The sequence below is a fragment of the Parabacteroides sp. AF19-14 genome, from assembly GCF_003635485.1.
Classification (GTDB): domain Bacteria; phylum Bacteroidota; class Bacteroidia; order Bacteroidales; family Tannerellaceae; genus Parabacteroides; species Parabacteroides distasonis.
This window is the reverse complement of the sequence record NZ_QTMJ01000009.1, coordinates 1-14,425: the sequence shown is the minus strand read 5'-3', so window position 1 is coordinate 14,425 and position 14,425 is coordinate 1. Positions and strand designations below refer to the sequence as shown.

Sequence of the window (14,425 nt, the reverse complement as noted above, 5' to 3'; positions counted from 1 at the left end):
AGAATAATCAATGGATAAACGAATTTATCTTTGCCTTGCTCACATGAGCGGCAAAGAACAAATGTATATCAAAGAAGCCTTTGATACGAACTGGGTCGTGCCTCTGGGTCCGAACGTGAATGGATTTGAGAAAGATCTGGAGGAATTCGTGGGTGAAGGTAAACATGTGGTGGCTCTGTCTGCCGGTACTGCCGCGGTACATCTGGCGTTACTTGCCTGTGGCGTGAAGCCGGGGGATGAGGTGCTGGTACAGAGCTTTACCTTCTGTGCTTCCTCGCATCCGATCATGTATTTGGGGGCTACGCCTGTATTCGTGGATTCGGAGGCGGATACTTGGAATATGGATCCTGTGTTATTGGAAGAGGCGATTCAAGATCGTATCGGGAAGACGGGAAAAACACCGAAAGCGATTGTTCCGGTGGCCTTATATGGGATGCCTTATAAGGTGGATGAGATTATGGCTGTCGCTGATCGGTATGGGATTCCGGTCATAGAGGATGCGGCGGAGGGTTTTGGTTCTCGCTATGATGGACGTATGTTGGGTACGTTTGGAGAATATGGGGTGCTGTCGTTCAATGGGAATAAGATGATTACGACTAGTGGTGGTGGTGCGTTGATTTGTCCGGATGAAGAGGCTAAGCGGGAGATCATGTTCTACGCTACGCAGGCTCGGGAGGCTTATCCGTATTACCAGCATGAGCGGATCGGGTATAATTACCGGATATCGAATATTTGTGCGGGTATCGGGCGTGGTCAGATGACGGTGGCTGACGCTCATGTGGCTCATCATAAGCATACGTGTGATTTATACCGGGAACTGTTGAAGGATGTGAAAGGGATCACCTTGCATGAGAATCCTTCCGGTCGTTTTGATAGTAATTATTGGTTGAATACGATTGTCTTGGATCCTTTATTGAGGGTGAAAGGGCAGGAGAATGCTTATCAAGCAACGGTACAAGGAGCTGTTGGTGGTGCGGGCGGTGTGACTCACGTAGCGGTTAACGCACATACGGATTGCGAGCCGAATGCCAATGTCGAGGCGATGCGTGTGGGACTTGATGCGATGGATATAGAATCCCGTCCTTTGTGGAAACCGATGCATAAGCAACCTGTCTATAAAGATTGTCCGGCTTACGTGAATGGGGTGAGCGAATCTTTGTTTAAGGTCGGGTTGTGCTTGCCTTCCGGCCCGTATGTAACGGATCGGGATATTGAGTATATCATTGGAGGTATAAGGGGCTTGATTGAGCGTTGATTTTAACAGCTATTCCATGAGTTAAATTCGTTTTACTGTGTAGGCCTAAGTAAAGGCTAATCATAAAGATTTTATTTTCGTTACGAGGAGGGTGTGTCATTTTGATGCACCTTTTTTTGTGTTTGGTAGAAAGTTGCAAGTTGAACAATGTGGGCGCTTTGTTCTTGCCATGTGACTATGTTCGTCGTTATGGAGACGGCAAGGATGCTGAGATAACAAAGCCGTCTCAAACAGCCGCTTAATTGTTAAAGAATAAGAAATCTGAATTTTGTTCAGAAAAACTGGTATGGTTAACCTGTTGATAAATACTGGGTACGCTGTATTGGTGGTTCACGCTTGCAAAAAAAGTAGACTAAATACTGTATTATAATCAATAATGATTATATTTGTTTCTGTAAAAGAAAAAGATTATGGATACAACGGTGAAAATAGCGGATAGTTATATAAATTTATTGTCTTCGTTTAGCGATGAGATAAAGTTGCGTGTCATTCGTAAGCTTTCAGAGAGCCTTTTGAGAGGTAAAAAGAAAGAGACATCCATACAAGATTCGTTTGGCGCTTGGGATGATGACAAAAGTGCAGAAGAGATTATTGCTGAAATTAATAAAGCACGTGTTTTGGGAACGCGATCTATTGAATCTTTTGACGAATGAGGCGTTATCTTTTAGATACCAACATATGTATCTTCTATATGAAAGGGAAATTTCATTTAAATGAGAAGATTGATGATAAAATGAAGCGATATTGCTTTATTTCTGAAATTACTATTGCCGAACTTCTATATGGAGCTACTTGCTCAAATCGAAAGGATAAAATGTTGAAAGAGGTAGAATCTTTTATCTCGCAGTTTACAGTTTTACCAATTTACGGTTCTTTGCTTATGTTCGCTGAACTAAAAAGCACATTGCGATCTCAAGGACTTTTAATAGATGATTTTGATTTGTTGATTGGAGCTTCTGCCGTAGCAAATGATTTGATTTTAGTTACAGAAAATGTAAAGCACCTAGAACGTATTCCTCATCTTAAAATAGAGAATTGGATTGATAGAGCGAAGATTTAATTGATAATCTATTCATTTAATTAAAGTTACTTCATGATAGGAAAGATATAATGGAGCAAGTAGCTATTGCCGCTCGAGAAAGTTCACTTAGAGCGGAGATGGAACTGAAACGAAGAATGCAGGAAGTGAGAGAAAAACTGAAGATATATAGATCGAACGAATCTAAATAGTGATTTGTAATGAAAGAGAAACGCCCTACACTTTGTATTGTTGCTGGTCCTAATGGATCAGGAAAAACTTCTACTACTGAACAATTATAATTATGCCCCCGTCTTTCTTTCCCTTAGGGAGGATGAGAGAGACAGGGGCTTTTTTATGCTTCTAAACATGGAATGATAATTGGCTGGGATTTGGATAATCGCTAACTTGTCGGCGCTGAATCCGTGAAATTCCTTGCAGATTGTAAGCACCTACTAAATCATTCACGTTATGGAAATACATCTTGATAACTATTTGCCGGAATATCCTTCCTTCGTTTCCGGTATTCGCCGTGCTCCCGATCGCGGCTATTCGCTTACGCCCGCTCAAACAGAAACGGCATTGATGAACGCGCTTCGTTACATCCCTGTTGAATTACATGAGAAGCTAGCTCCTGAGTTCATGGAGGAATTATTGACCCGGGGACGGATCTATGGTTATCGCTACCGTCCGCAGGGAGACTTGAAAGCGAAGCCTATCTCTGAATATAAAGGTCAATGTATCGAGGGAAAGGCCTTTCAAGTAATGATCGATAATAACCTTTGCTTTGATATCGCTTTGTATCCTTATGAGTTAGTTACGTATGGCGAGACTGGGCAGGTCTGCCAGAATTGGATGCAATATCGTTTGATTAAGAAGTATTTGGAGGAGCTGACCGAGGAGCAGACCTTGGTGATCGAATCCGGGCATCCTCTGGGATTGTTTCATTCCAAGCCGGATGCCCCACGGGTGATTATCACGAACTCCATGATGGTGGGAATGTTCGATAACCAAAAGGATTGGCATATCGCCGCCCAAATGGGAGTCGCTAATTATGGACAGATGACGGCCGGAGGTTGGATGTATATCGGCCCGCAAGGTATCGTACACGGTACGTTTAATACATTGTTGAATGCCGGACGTAAGAAATTAGGGATTCCACAAGATAAGGATTTGCGAGGCTATCTGTTTGTATCTTCCGGTTTAGGAGGAATGAGTGGCGCTCAACCTAAAGCCGCCGTGATTGCCGGTGCTGCCAGTATAATCGCCGAGGTAGACGCTTCCCGTATCGAGACACGCCGATGCCAAGGATGGGTCCAGCATGTGACGGATGATATGGGGAAAGCTTTCTCCTTAGCCGATGAGGCGATTCGTAAGAAAGAACCGATCTCTATCGCTTTTCATGGCAATATCGTGGATTTATTGGAATATGCCGATAAACAGGGGCTTTCCATCGACCTTTTGAGTGACCAGACCTCGTGTCATGCGGTCTATGAAGGTGGTTATTGTCCGGCAGGCGTGACGTTTGAGGAACGTACGGAATTATTGGCTCATCACCGGGAAGACTTTTGTGCTTTGGTCGATAAAACGTTGAAGCGACATTTCGAGGTGATCAAGCGTCTGGTTGCCCGGGGTACCTATTTCTTTGACTATGGGAACTCCTTCATGAAAGCGATCTATGATGCCGGTGTACATGAGATTTCCCGTAACGGTGTGGATGAGAAAGATGGTTTTATATGGCCTTCTTATGTGGAAGATATCATGGGGCCGGAATTATTTGATTATGGGTACGGTCCTTTCCGCTGGGTATGTTTAAGCGGTAAGCCGGAAGATTTGATTCGCACGGATCATGCGGCTATGGCGTGTATCGATCCGACTCGAAGAGGGCAGGATATGGATAATTATAATTGGATACGTGACGCAGAGAAGAACCGTTTGGTGGTGGGTACGCAAGCCCGGATCTTATATCAAGACGCTGAGGGGCGCTTGAAGATCGCCCTTGAGTTTAACCGAATGGTACGTGATGGGGAGGTAGGCCCGATTATGTTGGGACGAGACCATCATGACGTGAGCGGTACGGATTCTCCATTCCGTGAGACCTCTAATATACGGGACGGAAGCAATGTGATGGCTGATATGGCGGTGCAGTGCTTCGCCGGAAATGCCGCCCGGGGCATGAGCTTGGTCGCTCTTCATAATGGTGGAGGGGTTGGTATCGGTAAGGCGATAAACGGAGGTTTCGGTATGGTTCTCGATGGTAGTGAGCGGGTGGACGAGATACTTCGCTCTGCTATGATATGGGACGTGATGGGGGGTGTCGCCCGTCGCTCATGGGCCCGTAACCCGAATGCGATGCGTACGAGCGCTACTTTCAATGAGAACCGTGGCGAACAGTATCATATTACCCTCCCGTATATCCCGGAGAGGGCGTTTATTCATGAAATCGTACAAACATCATTAAATAAAAAGGTATGAGTACTTGGAATAAGATTATGGAATGTGTCCCTAACTTCAGTGAAGGACGGGATCAGGAGAAGATAGATAAGATCGTAGCGCCTTTCCGGGCTAAGACGGGTGTTAAACTGTTGGACTATAGTAATGACGAGGATCACAATCGTTTGGTTGTTACCGTGGTAGGGGAGCCAGTCGCTTTAAAACAAGCTGTATTGGAGGCCATTGGAGTTGCCGTTGAGCTGATCGATTTAAACAAGCATAGCGGTCAACATCCTCGAATGGGGGCCGTAGATGTGGTTCCTTTTATACCGATTCGCGGATGTACGATGGAAGAGGCGATCGCCTTGTCTAAGGAAGTAGGGGAGGAAGTGGGCGCTCATTATGCCGTGCCGGTCTTCTTATATGAAAAATCGGCTTCCGCCCCTTACCGGGAGAATCTGGCGGCGATCCGTAAAGGAGAGTTTGAAGGGATGGCTGAGAAAATCCATCAACCGGAGTGGAAACCTGATTTTGGTCCGGCCGAAAGACATCCGACAGCCGGTACGGTCGCCATAGGAGCCCGTATGCCTTTGGTCGCCTATAATGTGAACTTAGGAACGAATCAATTGCAGATCGCTACGGATATAGCGAAGAAAATCCGTTTCATCGGCGGAGGTTTACGCTATTGTAAAGCGATGGGGGTTGAGTTGAAGGAACGTGGTATCGTACAGGTCTCTATTAATATGACCGATTATACCCGTACGGCCTTGTACCGGGCCTTCGAGTTAGTTCGTATCGAAGCTCGCAGATATGGTGTTCCGGTGGTGGGGAGCGAGATTATCGGCTTGGTTCCTATGGAGGCGTTGATCGATACGGCCTCTTACTATTTGGGATTGGAGGATTTCTCAATGAATCAGGTGCTGGAAGCTCGTATTATGGAATAGCGTATGGAGAATAGCAAGATATTAATCAGGAATGCTGCCCAGATCGTCACTTGCCATGGGGATAAGGCGCGACGGGGAGCGGAGATGTCTGATTTAGGCGTTATCGAGGATGGAGCCGTAGCGATGTCTGATGGGGTTATTACGCATGTAGGACCTACGGAGGAGGTACTTCGAAACATCCATGCGGAGGATTATTTGGAGATTCGGGCGGAGAACCAAGCGGTGTTACCCGGATTTGTAGATAGCCATACGCATTTTATCTTTGGCGGTTATCGGGAGGAGGAGTTCTCTTGGCGATTGCGGGGAGATAGTTATATGTCGATCATGGAGCGTGGTGGAGGTATCGTGAATACGATGAAAGCTACCCGTGAAAGTGATTTCGATACACTATGGGACAGAGGGGAAGAACGTTTGGATGAGTTATTCTCCATGGGTGTTACCACGGTGGAGGGGAAAAGTGGTTATGGTTTGGATTTGCAAACAGAATTAGTTCAGCTTCGTGTCATGTCGGACCTGAATGAGTCTCATCCGATGGATGTCGTATCGACCTTTTTGGGAGCTCATGCTGTTCCTCCTGAATTTGCCGGTCGTACGGACGATTATGTGGATTATATGATCGAGGAAGTTCTTCCTGCCATACGAGCCGAACATACGGTTACGTTTTGTGATGTGTTTTGTGAGAAAGGCGTTTTCTCGTTAGAACAGAGTGAGCGCTTGCTTCGTGCCGCCCGTCATCATCGTTTTAAATTGAAGATGCATGCGGATGAGATCGTTCCTTTCGGAGGGGCGGAACTGGCGGCCTCCTTGAAGTGTGTAAGTGCTGATCATTTGTTACATATATCGGACACAGGCATCAAACGTCTGGCAAGAGCGGGTGTCGTGGCTACCTTACTTCCGCTGACTGCCTTTTCCTTGAATGAGCCGTATGCGCCTGCAAGGAAGATGATAGATGCCGGTTGCGCGGTGGCTTTAGCTTCCGATCTAAATCCGGGAAGTTGTTTCTCTGCCTCGATCCCGATGATGATAGCCTTGGCCTGTATCTATATGAAGATGAGCCCTGAAGAAGCGGTAACGGCATTGACCATTAATGGAGCCGCAGCTGTGGGACGTGCCTCCGAGATTGGAAGTATCAGCGTGGGAAAACGTGCGGACGTGATCTTGCTGAAATACCCGTCTTATAAGTTCCTACCTTATCATGTGGGAATGAATCTCGTGGATACTGTAATTAAGGATGGGGAACTTTATATGATGTAAGATAAGAATTGTTGAATCATTTAAATCAAAATACTATGTTAGCAGACTTGACAATTAAAGATTTTTTGGCGGAAACGGCGGGTAGTGCTCCCGTTCCCGGTGGTGGAAGTATATCTGCCTTGAATGGCGCTATAGCGGCAGCTTTGACAGAGATGGTGGCCCATCTGACTGTTGGTAAAAAGAAATATGCGGAAGTGGAAGGACAAATGAAGACGATCGCTATCGAGGCGGCTTTGATCCGTGAGCGTCTTACTGAATATATCGATAAGGACAGCGAGGCTTATGATCGTGTATTCTCCGCTTTTAAGTTGCCGAAAGAAACGCCTGACGAACAGGTGATCCGTACGAATGCGATACAGAGCGCAACGAAGGAGGCGGCTATTGTTCCGATGAGGGTGGCGGAGGAGATCGGTTCCGTAATGGAGACGATTATCTATGTGGCTCACAAAGGTAATCAGAATGCCGTCACGGATGCTTGCGTGGCGATGATGGCTGCCCGTACTTGTGTATTGGGGGCTTTATTGAATGTCCGAATTAACTTAACGTCCATCCAAGACGAGGTGTTCGTCGGAATGATGCGGAAGAAAGCGGATGAACTGGAGGCGAACGCTATCCGTGTAGAGCAAAAGTTATTGGATTGGGTGAAGACTAAATTATAGCATATGAGTAATGTTTATTATGTGGGTTCCGAGCCTCTCTCTTTTGAGGGAATCGAACGGATACTTACTCAAAATATGAAGTTGGAGCTTTCACCCGAGGTGAAGGAGCGCATCCAGCGTTGCCGGGATTACTTGGATCATAAGATCGAGCAACAGGAGGGGCCTTTGTATGGGATTACTACCGGTTTCGGGTCCTTATGTAATAAGAATATCTCTCCGGACGAATTGAGCACCTTGCAAGAGAACTTGGTGAAAAGTCATGCCTGTAGCGTAGGGGATGAGGTAAGTCCGGTGATCGTTCGTTTGATGATGTTATTGAAAGCGCATGCCCTTTCGTTGGGGCATAGTGGCGTACAGGTGATCACCGTACAACGTATTCTGGATTTTTTCAATAATGACGTGCTTCCGATCGTGTATGATCGTGGCTCTTTAGGCGCTTCCGGTGATTTGGCGCCTCTGGCGAATTTGTTCCTGCCTCTGATCGGCGTGGGTGACGTTTATTATAAGGGCCGCAAACGGGAAGCAATCAGCGTATTGGACGAGTTCGCTTGGAAGCCTGTGAAGCTGAAAAGCAAGGAGGGGTTAGCTTTATTGAACGGTACGCAATTTATGAGCGCCAATGGCGTATTCGCCTTGATGCGTGCGTTTAGCCTGTCCAAAAAAGCGGATCTGATCGCCGCTTTATCCTTGGAGGCTTTCGATGGGCGTATCGATCCTTTCATGGATTGTATCCAGCAGATGCGTCCGCATCCCGGACAAATCGAGACCGGGGCCGCTTTTCGACGGCTATTGGAGGGAAGTGAGTTAATCGCCCGGAAAAAGGAACATGTTCAGGACCCGTATTCATTCCGTTGTATCCCTCAAGTGCATGGGGCTACGAAAGACGCTATCAATTATGTGGCGAATGTCCTGCTTACCGAAGTAAATTCCGTGACGGATAACCCGACGATCTTCCCGGAGGAGGATAAGATTATTTCCGGCGGTAATTTCCACGGTCAGCCCTTGGCGATTTCTTATGATTTCTTGGCGATTGCCTTGGCTGAGTTAGGAAATATATCGGAACGTCGTGTCGCTCAATTAATCATGGGTTTGCGGGGATTGCCTGAGTTCTTGGTCGCTAATCCCGGCCTGAACTCCGGTTTCATGATCCCTCAATATGCGGCTGCTAGTATGGTAAGCCAGAATAAGATGTATTGCTATGCGGCGAGCAGCGATTCTATCGTGTCCAGTAATGGACAAGAGGATCATGTGAGTATGGGGGCGAATGCGGCGACAAAATTGTTTAAGATCATGGACAACTTGGATCATATCTTGGCGATCGAGCTGATGAATGCGGCACAAGGAATCGAGTTCCGTCGTCCGGCTAAGACCTCCCCTGTGTTGGAGAAGTTCTTGAAGGATTACCGGAAAGAGGTGCCATTTATCGATGAGGATATTATTATGTACACGGAAATACATCGTACGGTGGCGTTTATTCGTAGGAAAGACTTTGTATATTAATGAATATCGTTAATAGAGGTTAGAAATCCAGCTGAATCTCCTATTCGGCTGGATTATTTTGTATTTTCGCCGTCAATCTAAACACAATCGATCTACTTTATGCAAAATGTAACAAATCCTACCGTGAAAACACACGTAGTTTGGCTGGATGTCGTACGCTTGATAGCCATGTTTACTGTTGTTTGCTGTCATTGTACAGACCCGTTTAATTTCTATCCCGGAGATTCTCCGATTATTGGGAATATTAAGTTTTGGGGAGCTGCCTATGGGGCTTTTCTTCGTCCTTGTGTACCTCTGTTCGTTATGATTACGGGAGCCTTGTTGCTACCGGTCCGGGAAGAGACTTCTATTTTCTATAAGAAAAGGATATTGCGTGTATTCTGGCCTTTCTTGATTTGGTCTGTTATTTATAATTTATTTCCTTGGTTTACGGGGCTGCTTGGTTTGAGGCCGGAACTTATTCTTGATTTCTTCCCTTATTCGGGAGAAGAGGTGACTCGTCAATCGTTGAGTGTGTCTTTAGGCTATATCGCCCAGATACCGTTCAATTTCTCATTGTTGGATGTACATATGTGGTATATCTATTTACTGATAGGTTTATATCTTTATTTGCCGATCTTCTCCGCTTGGGTCGAGAAAGTTTCGGATAAGGCGAAATTATGGTTTCTGGCAGGTTGGGGAGTGACTTTGTTTATTCCTTATTACCGGGAATTCGTATCTCCTTACATTTGGGGTGGATGCTCATGGAATGAATTCAGTATGCTTTATTATTTCGCCGGGTTTAACGGTTACTTGCTATTGGGGCATTATCTGCGGAATCATGATTGGTCGTTAGGAAAGATCGTTGAGATAGGCATTCCTATGTTTGTCGTAGGCTATGCCATTACTTTCTTCGGTTTCCGCTATACGACCGCTTTGCCTGCTTACACGGAGGAACAGTTAGAGTTATTCTTCTATTATTGTTCTCCCAATGTGGTGATGATGACGATTCCTATCTTCTTACTGGCGAAGAAGGTAAATGTTAAGTCGGATACGATTAAGCGAATGTTGGCGAATTTAACCATATGCGGTTTCGGTATCTATATGGTACATTATTTCTTTACGGGACCCAGCGTGCTGTTGGCGAGAGCCTTGAATATCCCTTTGGGTTTACAGATTCCTGCCGCTTCTGTGGTAGCATTCGCTGTATCTTGGCTGATTGTGTTGGGTATCAGAAAGATTTGCGGTAAGAAAGCCAAGTATATTGTGGGCTGAATTTATACGTACGTTCGCATAGGCTGATACGTATATAGGCGTAGGCCCATGCGAGCGTACGTGTAGGACGATACGTATATACGTGCGAGACCACACGTATATACGTATAAATCATCTTTATTTCTTGGTTACAATCACTCGCTCTGTCGGAGCCAGATGCTCGTTGCGATAGTCTATCTGCTTGACTACATTCTCGGCCAATTCTTGGAATGCTTTTCCTGTGATCGAGTCCGGGTTCAACGCTACCGGCTTACCTTGATCTCCTCCTTCGCAGATACTTTGTACGATAGGAATCTGTCCCAGTAACGGCACGTTCAGTTCCTCAGCTAGGCGTTTACAACCTTCCTTTCCGAATATATAATATTTGTTTTCCGGTAATTCCGCAGGGGTAAACCAAGCCATATTCTCGATCAATCCTAAAACAGGGACATTAACCTTATCTCCAGTGAACATGCTGATACCCTTACGAGCGTCCGCTAAAGCAACCTCTTGCGGCGTACTTACCACCACGGCTCCGGTTATCGCTAGTGTTTGTACCATTGTCAAATGGATATCACTCGTTCCGGGAGGTAAATCGATTAAGAAATAATCAAGCTCACCCCAGTTGGCGTCGCCGATCAATTGCTTCAATGCGTTGCTAGCCATTGCTCCACGCCATAGGACTGCGTCGTTTTTATTAACGAAAAAGCCGATGGATAACATCTTGACACCATAATTTTCGGCCGGCTTGATCAGTTCCCTGCCCTCTACCTCTTCCATATAAGGGCGAGCCTCTTCTAGGTTGAACATCTTGGGTTGGGACGGCCCGAATATATCGGCATCCAGCAACCCTACCTTATATCCTTGTAAAGCCAGTGCGACAGCCAGATTAGCGGCAACGGTACTTTTACCAACTCCTCCTTTACCGGAAGATACGGCGATAATATTTTTTACTTGCGGTAATAATTTATCCGGTTCCGGGCGAGCTAACTGACGGGCTTTTACCGTGATGTTCCCCTTGATATTCACCTCCGGGCTAACATAGGTTAAGATAGCTGTCTCCGCGGCTTTTACTACGGAGCGGATAAACGGATCATTCGGCTTCTCGAATAATAACGAGAAGGTGACATTCATACCATCGATACGAATGTTGTCTTCTACGAGGCCCATGGAAACGATGTCCTTTCCCGTACCCGGGTAACGAACGTTCTTCAACGCCTCAATAATCAGATTCGGATAGATTGTCATATCTGTTGATTTTTTTAAGTCATTCTTTTATTTACCAGAAGCCAAAGCGCTTCGCTTACTGCGATTAAAGCTACGATAAGGATCTAACTCTATTTCTACGTCAGGTTCCACCAATCGCTCCCTTTCCTCACAAACAAATTTGATGTATTTGATGTTTAAGCCACGATCTAGCCATTGTTGCTCGTAATAGGTCTTGATGGATAAGATCTCATCCGCCAGATTGGAATGATATAGGTCGTCTGTACTGAACAATACGGGATAATGGTTCGTTTTTACCATCTCGCACGTATAGGTATACATGAAGTTACTGTCCGTTTTTAAATGGATAATACCATCTCCGGAAAGGATTTCCCGATACATTTTCATAAAACGGGTTCCAGTCAGACGCTTATTGACCTTTTTCATTTGAGGGTCAGGAAATGTGATCCAGATCTCGGCTACTTCGCCCGGAGCGAAGAAATAGGAAATCAATTCGATACTCGTACGTAGGAAAGCCACGTTACTCATCCCGGCTTCCAGCGATTCTTTCGCTCCGGTCCACATACGTGCTCCCTTGATATCGACACCAATAAAATTCTTATTTGGGAAAAGCTTTCCCAAACCTACGGTATATTCCCCTTTTCCACATCCCAATTCCAAGACAATAGGATGGTCGTTCTTGAAAAAACGTTCATGCCACTGTCCTTTCATATCAAACCCTTTTTCTTGTAGGGCGGCGAAAGGGTATTGGAATACGTGCGGATAGCCCGCCATATCGTCAAACTTAGCTAATTTATTCTTTCCCATGTCGCGAAGATAATACTTAAAAAAATGCTTTTTACGTTTTTTCTACTGTTTTAGATAGGGGTTTTTATGCGTTGGCGAGTCTTTTGAACATATAGGCTGTCAGAAGTTTTATTTGAAAGTGGAGTTGTAACGAATAAAAAAGGATATGTTGAGAGTATTTTTTAGACGCCCGATATTTAAGAATCCGAGGTTTGTCGGATTTGTTTGGTTTGCGACGGCCCTTGTCGCTTGCTTATTGAAATTACCTGTGGGAAGGACTTATAATAACTTTATGATTTATAGGGCTTCCTTTTTCCATGCGTTAGAGTTGAAAGACCTTTATATATATTATCCGAATGAATACCACGACCGGTTTTTATACGGGATCCCTTTTACGGCTATAATAGCGCCTTTCTCCCTCTTCTCTCCTTATATCGGGATGTTGCTATGGTGTCTCGCGAATAGCTTGCTGCTTTATATGGCTATCCGTAAACTCGGATTGGCGGATTGGAAACAGGCGTTTGTCATTTGGGTATGCTTGAATGAGTTGTTTACGTGTGTTCTTATGCAGCAATTTAACATAGCCATAGCCGGCATGATTTTATTCTCGTTTATTTTTATTGAGCGGAAACAGGAGTTTTGGGCGGCGCTAATGATTGTCTTGGGTACGATGACTAAGATTTATGGCATTGTCGGTCTTGCTTTCCTGCTATTCTCAAAACGCCGGATCGCCTTTTTGAAAGGACTTATTTTCTGGGGCATAGTCTTGTATGTTCTTCCGATGTTATATACGTCTCCTCAATATGTGGCAAGTCAATACGTGAAATGGTATGAGGTACTTCTCGATAAGAATGTAGAGAATTTATTTACTCCTTATACAAATATCTCTTTGTTGGGGATGGTTCGTAAGATTTCGGGAGTCAATACGTATAGTGATCTCTGGTTGGTTATCCCCGGGCTACTTTTATTTATTGCTCCTTATTTTAGGATAAATCAATATGATAACCGGCGGTTCCGCATGCATTTTCTTTGCTCTACTCTTTTGTTCATGGTTCTTTTTAGCTCCGGAACAGAGAATAGCGGATATTTGGGAGCCATGATAGCCGTCTGCCTTTGGTATATAGGTACGCCTACCCGTAAGACGACTCCTGTCTTGAATACGGTACTATTCGTTTTCTGTTTTATTCTTACATCCCTTTCCCCTACAGATATATTTCCCTGTTATATCCGGAAAACGTATGTTATTCCTTATGCGTTGAAAGCACTACCTTGTGTGTTGATCTGGTTTAAGATCGTATGGGAGCAATTGACATTGGATTTTTCAGAGCCGCTTCATCGGCCGAAGACTCTCCCGGGTAAAGAGGAGGCGATCGACCTTATCTTGCCTTGTTATAACCCACAAGAAGGCTGGGAACGTTTGATGATCGAGAAACATGCGGAATTGGTAAAGATGCTTAAAGGTCGCTCACTTCGTTTTATCGTCGTGAATGACGCTTCGAAGAGAGGATTTACGAAGGATGCGGTGGGACGTCTTCTGGAGGCTCTCCCTGATACGATGATCGTAAGTTATGATACGAATAAGGGAAAAGGAGCCGCTGTTAGGGCTGGCTTGTCTCATTCCACTTCATCCATTACTTTATATACGGATTATGATTTTCCGTATGAGACGGATTCTATCTGCCGGATGGTAGAATGGTTGGAATCGGGATATGATGTCGTTATCGCCGTGCGGAATCATACTTATTATACCCATTTAAGTACTCGAAGAAAGATTATGAGTTATGCTTCCCGTATATTGAATTTTACGCTTCTAGGATTAACGCATACGGATGCTCAAGGAGGTTTGAAAGGTTTTAACCAGCGGGGAAAATCGTTCTTGGCCTCAACTCAGGTGAATCGCTTTTTATTTGATACGGAGTTTATTTATAAGGCTTCGCAGGAGTCGGATGTACTTATTAAAGACATGCCCGCTGATTTGCGGGATAACGTTCATCTTCCCAATATGCGTCGTGGAGTCCTTGCGGAAGAATTAAAGAACTTATTTTTAATCGCTTGGAGAGGGTAGGAGGATTACAGGGCTCACCCGATAAATCAGGGGGAAAATTCTTTAATTCTA

The 14,425-nt window shown here is 45.1% G+C and carries 12 protein-coding genes; 10 read left to right on the top strand and 2 right to left on the bottom strand.

Annotated elements, in window-relative coordinates; genetic code table 11:
* Positions 1-10: 10 nt before the first annotated feature.
* The 9 genes from DWX33_RS10585 (at position 11) to DWX33_RS10540 (ending at position 10,317) form a co-directional block, all read left to right on the top strand.
* Positions 11-1,255 (top strand): DegT/DnrJ/EryC1/StrS aminotransferase family protein, encoded by a 1,245-nt coding sequence (locus DWX33_RS10585; protein ID WP_122380359.1) that lies wholly within the window; start codon positions 11-13, stop codon positions 1,253-1,255.
* A gap of 410 nt (positions 1,256-1,665) precedes the next feature.
* The gene (locus DWX33_RS10580; RefSeq protein ID WP_005859159.1) at positions 1,666-1,908 is read left to right on the top strand and encodes a hypothetical protein; all 243 of its coding nucleotides are present in this window, start codon (positions 1,666-1,668) and stop codon (positions 1,906-1,908) included.
* On the top strand, positions 1,905-2,315 hold the full coding sequence (locus tag DWX33_RS10575) for a type II toxin-antitoxin system VapC family toxin (protein ID WP_005859157.1): 411 nt from the start codon (positions 1,905-1,907) through the stop codon (positions 2,313-2,315). Before DWX33_RS10580 ends, DWX33_RS10575 begins: the two co-directional genes overlap by 4 nt.
* Positions 2,316-2,744: 429 nt before the next feature.
* Positions 2,745-4,748: a urocanate hydratase gene (locus tag DWX33_RS10565; protein WP_122380358.1), complete on the top strand. Its 2,004-nt coding sequence runs from the start codon at positions 2,745-2,747 to the stop codon at positions 4,746-4,748.
* Entirely contained in the window at positions 4,745-5,650 is a 906-nt protein-coding gene (gene ftcD, locus DWX33_RS10560; protein ID WP_122144042.1) for a glutamate formimidoyltransferase, read from the top strand. Before DWX33_RS10565 ends, ftcD begins: the two co-directional genes overlap by 4 nt.
* A 3-nt stretch (positions 5,651-5,653) precedes the next feature.
* Complete coding sequence (gene hutI / locus DWX33_RS10555) at positions 5,654-6,904, top strand: imidazolonepropionase (protein WP_005867814.1); 1,251 nt, start codon at positions 5,654-5,656, stop codon at positions 6,902-6,904.
* Positions 6,905-6,939: 35 nt separating this feature from the next.
* Entirely contained in the window at positions 6,940-7,563 is a 624-nt protein-coding gene (locus DWX33_RS10550; RefSeq protein ID WP_008779294.1) for a cyclodeaminase/cyclohydrolase family protein, read from the top strand.
* A 3-nt stretch (positions 7,564-7,566) separates the two neighbouring features.
* On the top strand, positions 7,567-9,063 hold the full coding sequence (gene hutH, locus DWX33_RS10545; protein ID WP_122380357.1) for a histidine ammonia-lyase: 1,497 nt from the start codon (positions 7,567-7,569) through the stop codon (positions 9,061-9,063).
* Positions 9,064-9,162: 99 nt separating this feature from the next.
* A complete protein-coding gene (locus tag DWX33_RS10540) occupies positions 9,163-10,317 on the top strand; it encodes an acyltransferase (protein ID WP_122380356.1) in 1,155 nt (384 codons plus the stop codon).
* 117 nt (positions 10,318-10,434) lie between these two features.
* Here DWX33_RS10540 and DWX33_RS10535 read toward each other — a convergent pair whose 3' ends face one another.
* Together DWX33_RS10535 and trmB are read right to left on the bottom strand one after the other, a co-directional pair.
* A complete protein-coding gene (locus DWX33_RS10535; RefSeq protein ID WP_005859141.1) occupies positions 10,435-11,544 on the bottom strand; it encodes an Mrp/NBP35 family ATP-binding protein in 1,110 nt (369 codons plus the stop codon).
* 27 nt (positions 11,545-11,571) lie between these two features.
* Complete coding sequence (trmB, locus tag DWX33_RS10530) at positions 11,572-12,330, bottom strand: tRNA (guanosine(46)-N7)-methyltransferase TrmB (protein WP_012056121.1); 759 nt, start codon at positions 12,328-12,330, stop codon at positions 11,572-11,574.
* A gap of 145 nt (positions 12,331-12,475) precedes the next feature.
* Between trmB and DWX33_RS10525 the strand changes: the two genes are divergently transcribed.
* Positions 12,476-14,374, top strand: coding sequence for a glycosyltransferase 87 family protein (locus DWX33_RS10525; protein ID WP_122380355.1), 1,899 nt, complete (start codon positions 12,476-12,478; stop codon positions 14,372-14,374).
* Positions 14,375-14,425: the final 51 nt, after the last annotated feature.

Excerpts from the sequence above, each read along its gene's own strand:
- DWX33_RS10585 (WP_122380359.1), top strand. The coding sequence starts at position 11 with ATGGATAAACGAATTTATCTTTGCCTTGCTCACATGAGCGGCAAAGAA.
- DWX33_RS10580 (WP_005859159.1), top strand. The coding sequence starts at position 1,666 with ATGGATACAACGGTGAAAATAGCGGATAGTTATATAAATTTATTGTCT.
- DWX33_RS10575 (WP_005859157.1), top strand. The coding sequence starts at position 1,905 with ATGAGGCGTTATCTTTTAGATACCAACATATGTATCTTCTATATGAAA.
- DWX33_RS10565 (WP_122380358.1), top strand. The coding sequence starts at position 2,745 with ATGGAAATACATCTTGATAACTATTTGCCGGAATATCCTTCCTTCGTT.
- ftcD (WP_122144042.1), top strand. The coding sequence starts at position 4,745 with ATGAGTACTTGGAATAAGATTATGGAATGTGTCCCTAACTTCAGTGAA.
- hutI (WP_005867814.1), top strand. The coding sequence starts at position 5,654 with ATGGAGAATAGCAAGATATTAATCAGGAATGCTGCCCAGATCGTCACT.
- DWX33_RS10550 (WP_008779294.1), top strand. The coding sequence starts at position 6,940 with ATGTTAGCAGACTTGACAATTAAAGATTTTTTGGCGGAAACGGCGGGT.
- hutH (WP_122380357.1), top strand. The coding sequence starts at position 7,567 with ATGAGTAATGTTTATTATGTGGGTTCCGAGCCTCTCTCTTTTGAGGGA.
- DWX33_RS10540 (WP_122380356.1), top strand. The coding sequence starts at position 9,163 with ATGCAAAATGTAACAAATCCTACCGTGAAAACACACGTAGTTTGGCTG.
- DWX33_RS10535 (WP_005859141.1), bottom strand. The coding sequence starts at position 11,544 with ATGACAATCTATCCGAATCTGATTATTGAGGCGTTGAAGAACGTTCGT.
- trmB (WP_012056121.1), bottom strand. The coding sequence starts at position 12,330 with ATGGGAAAGAATAAATTAGCTAAGTTTGACGATATGGCGGGCTATCCG.
- DWX33_RS10525 (WP_122380355.1), top strand. The coding sequence starts at position 12,476 with ATGTTGAGAGTATTTTTTAGACGCCCGATATTTAAGAATCCGAGGTTT.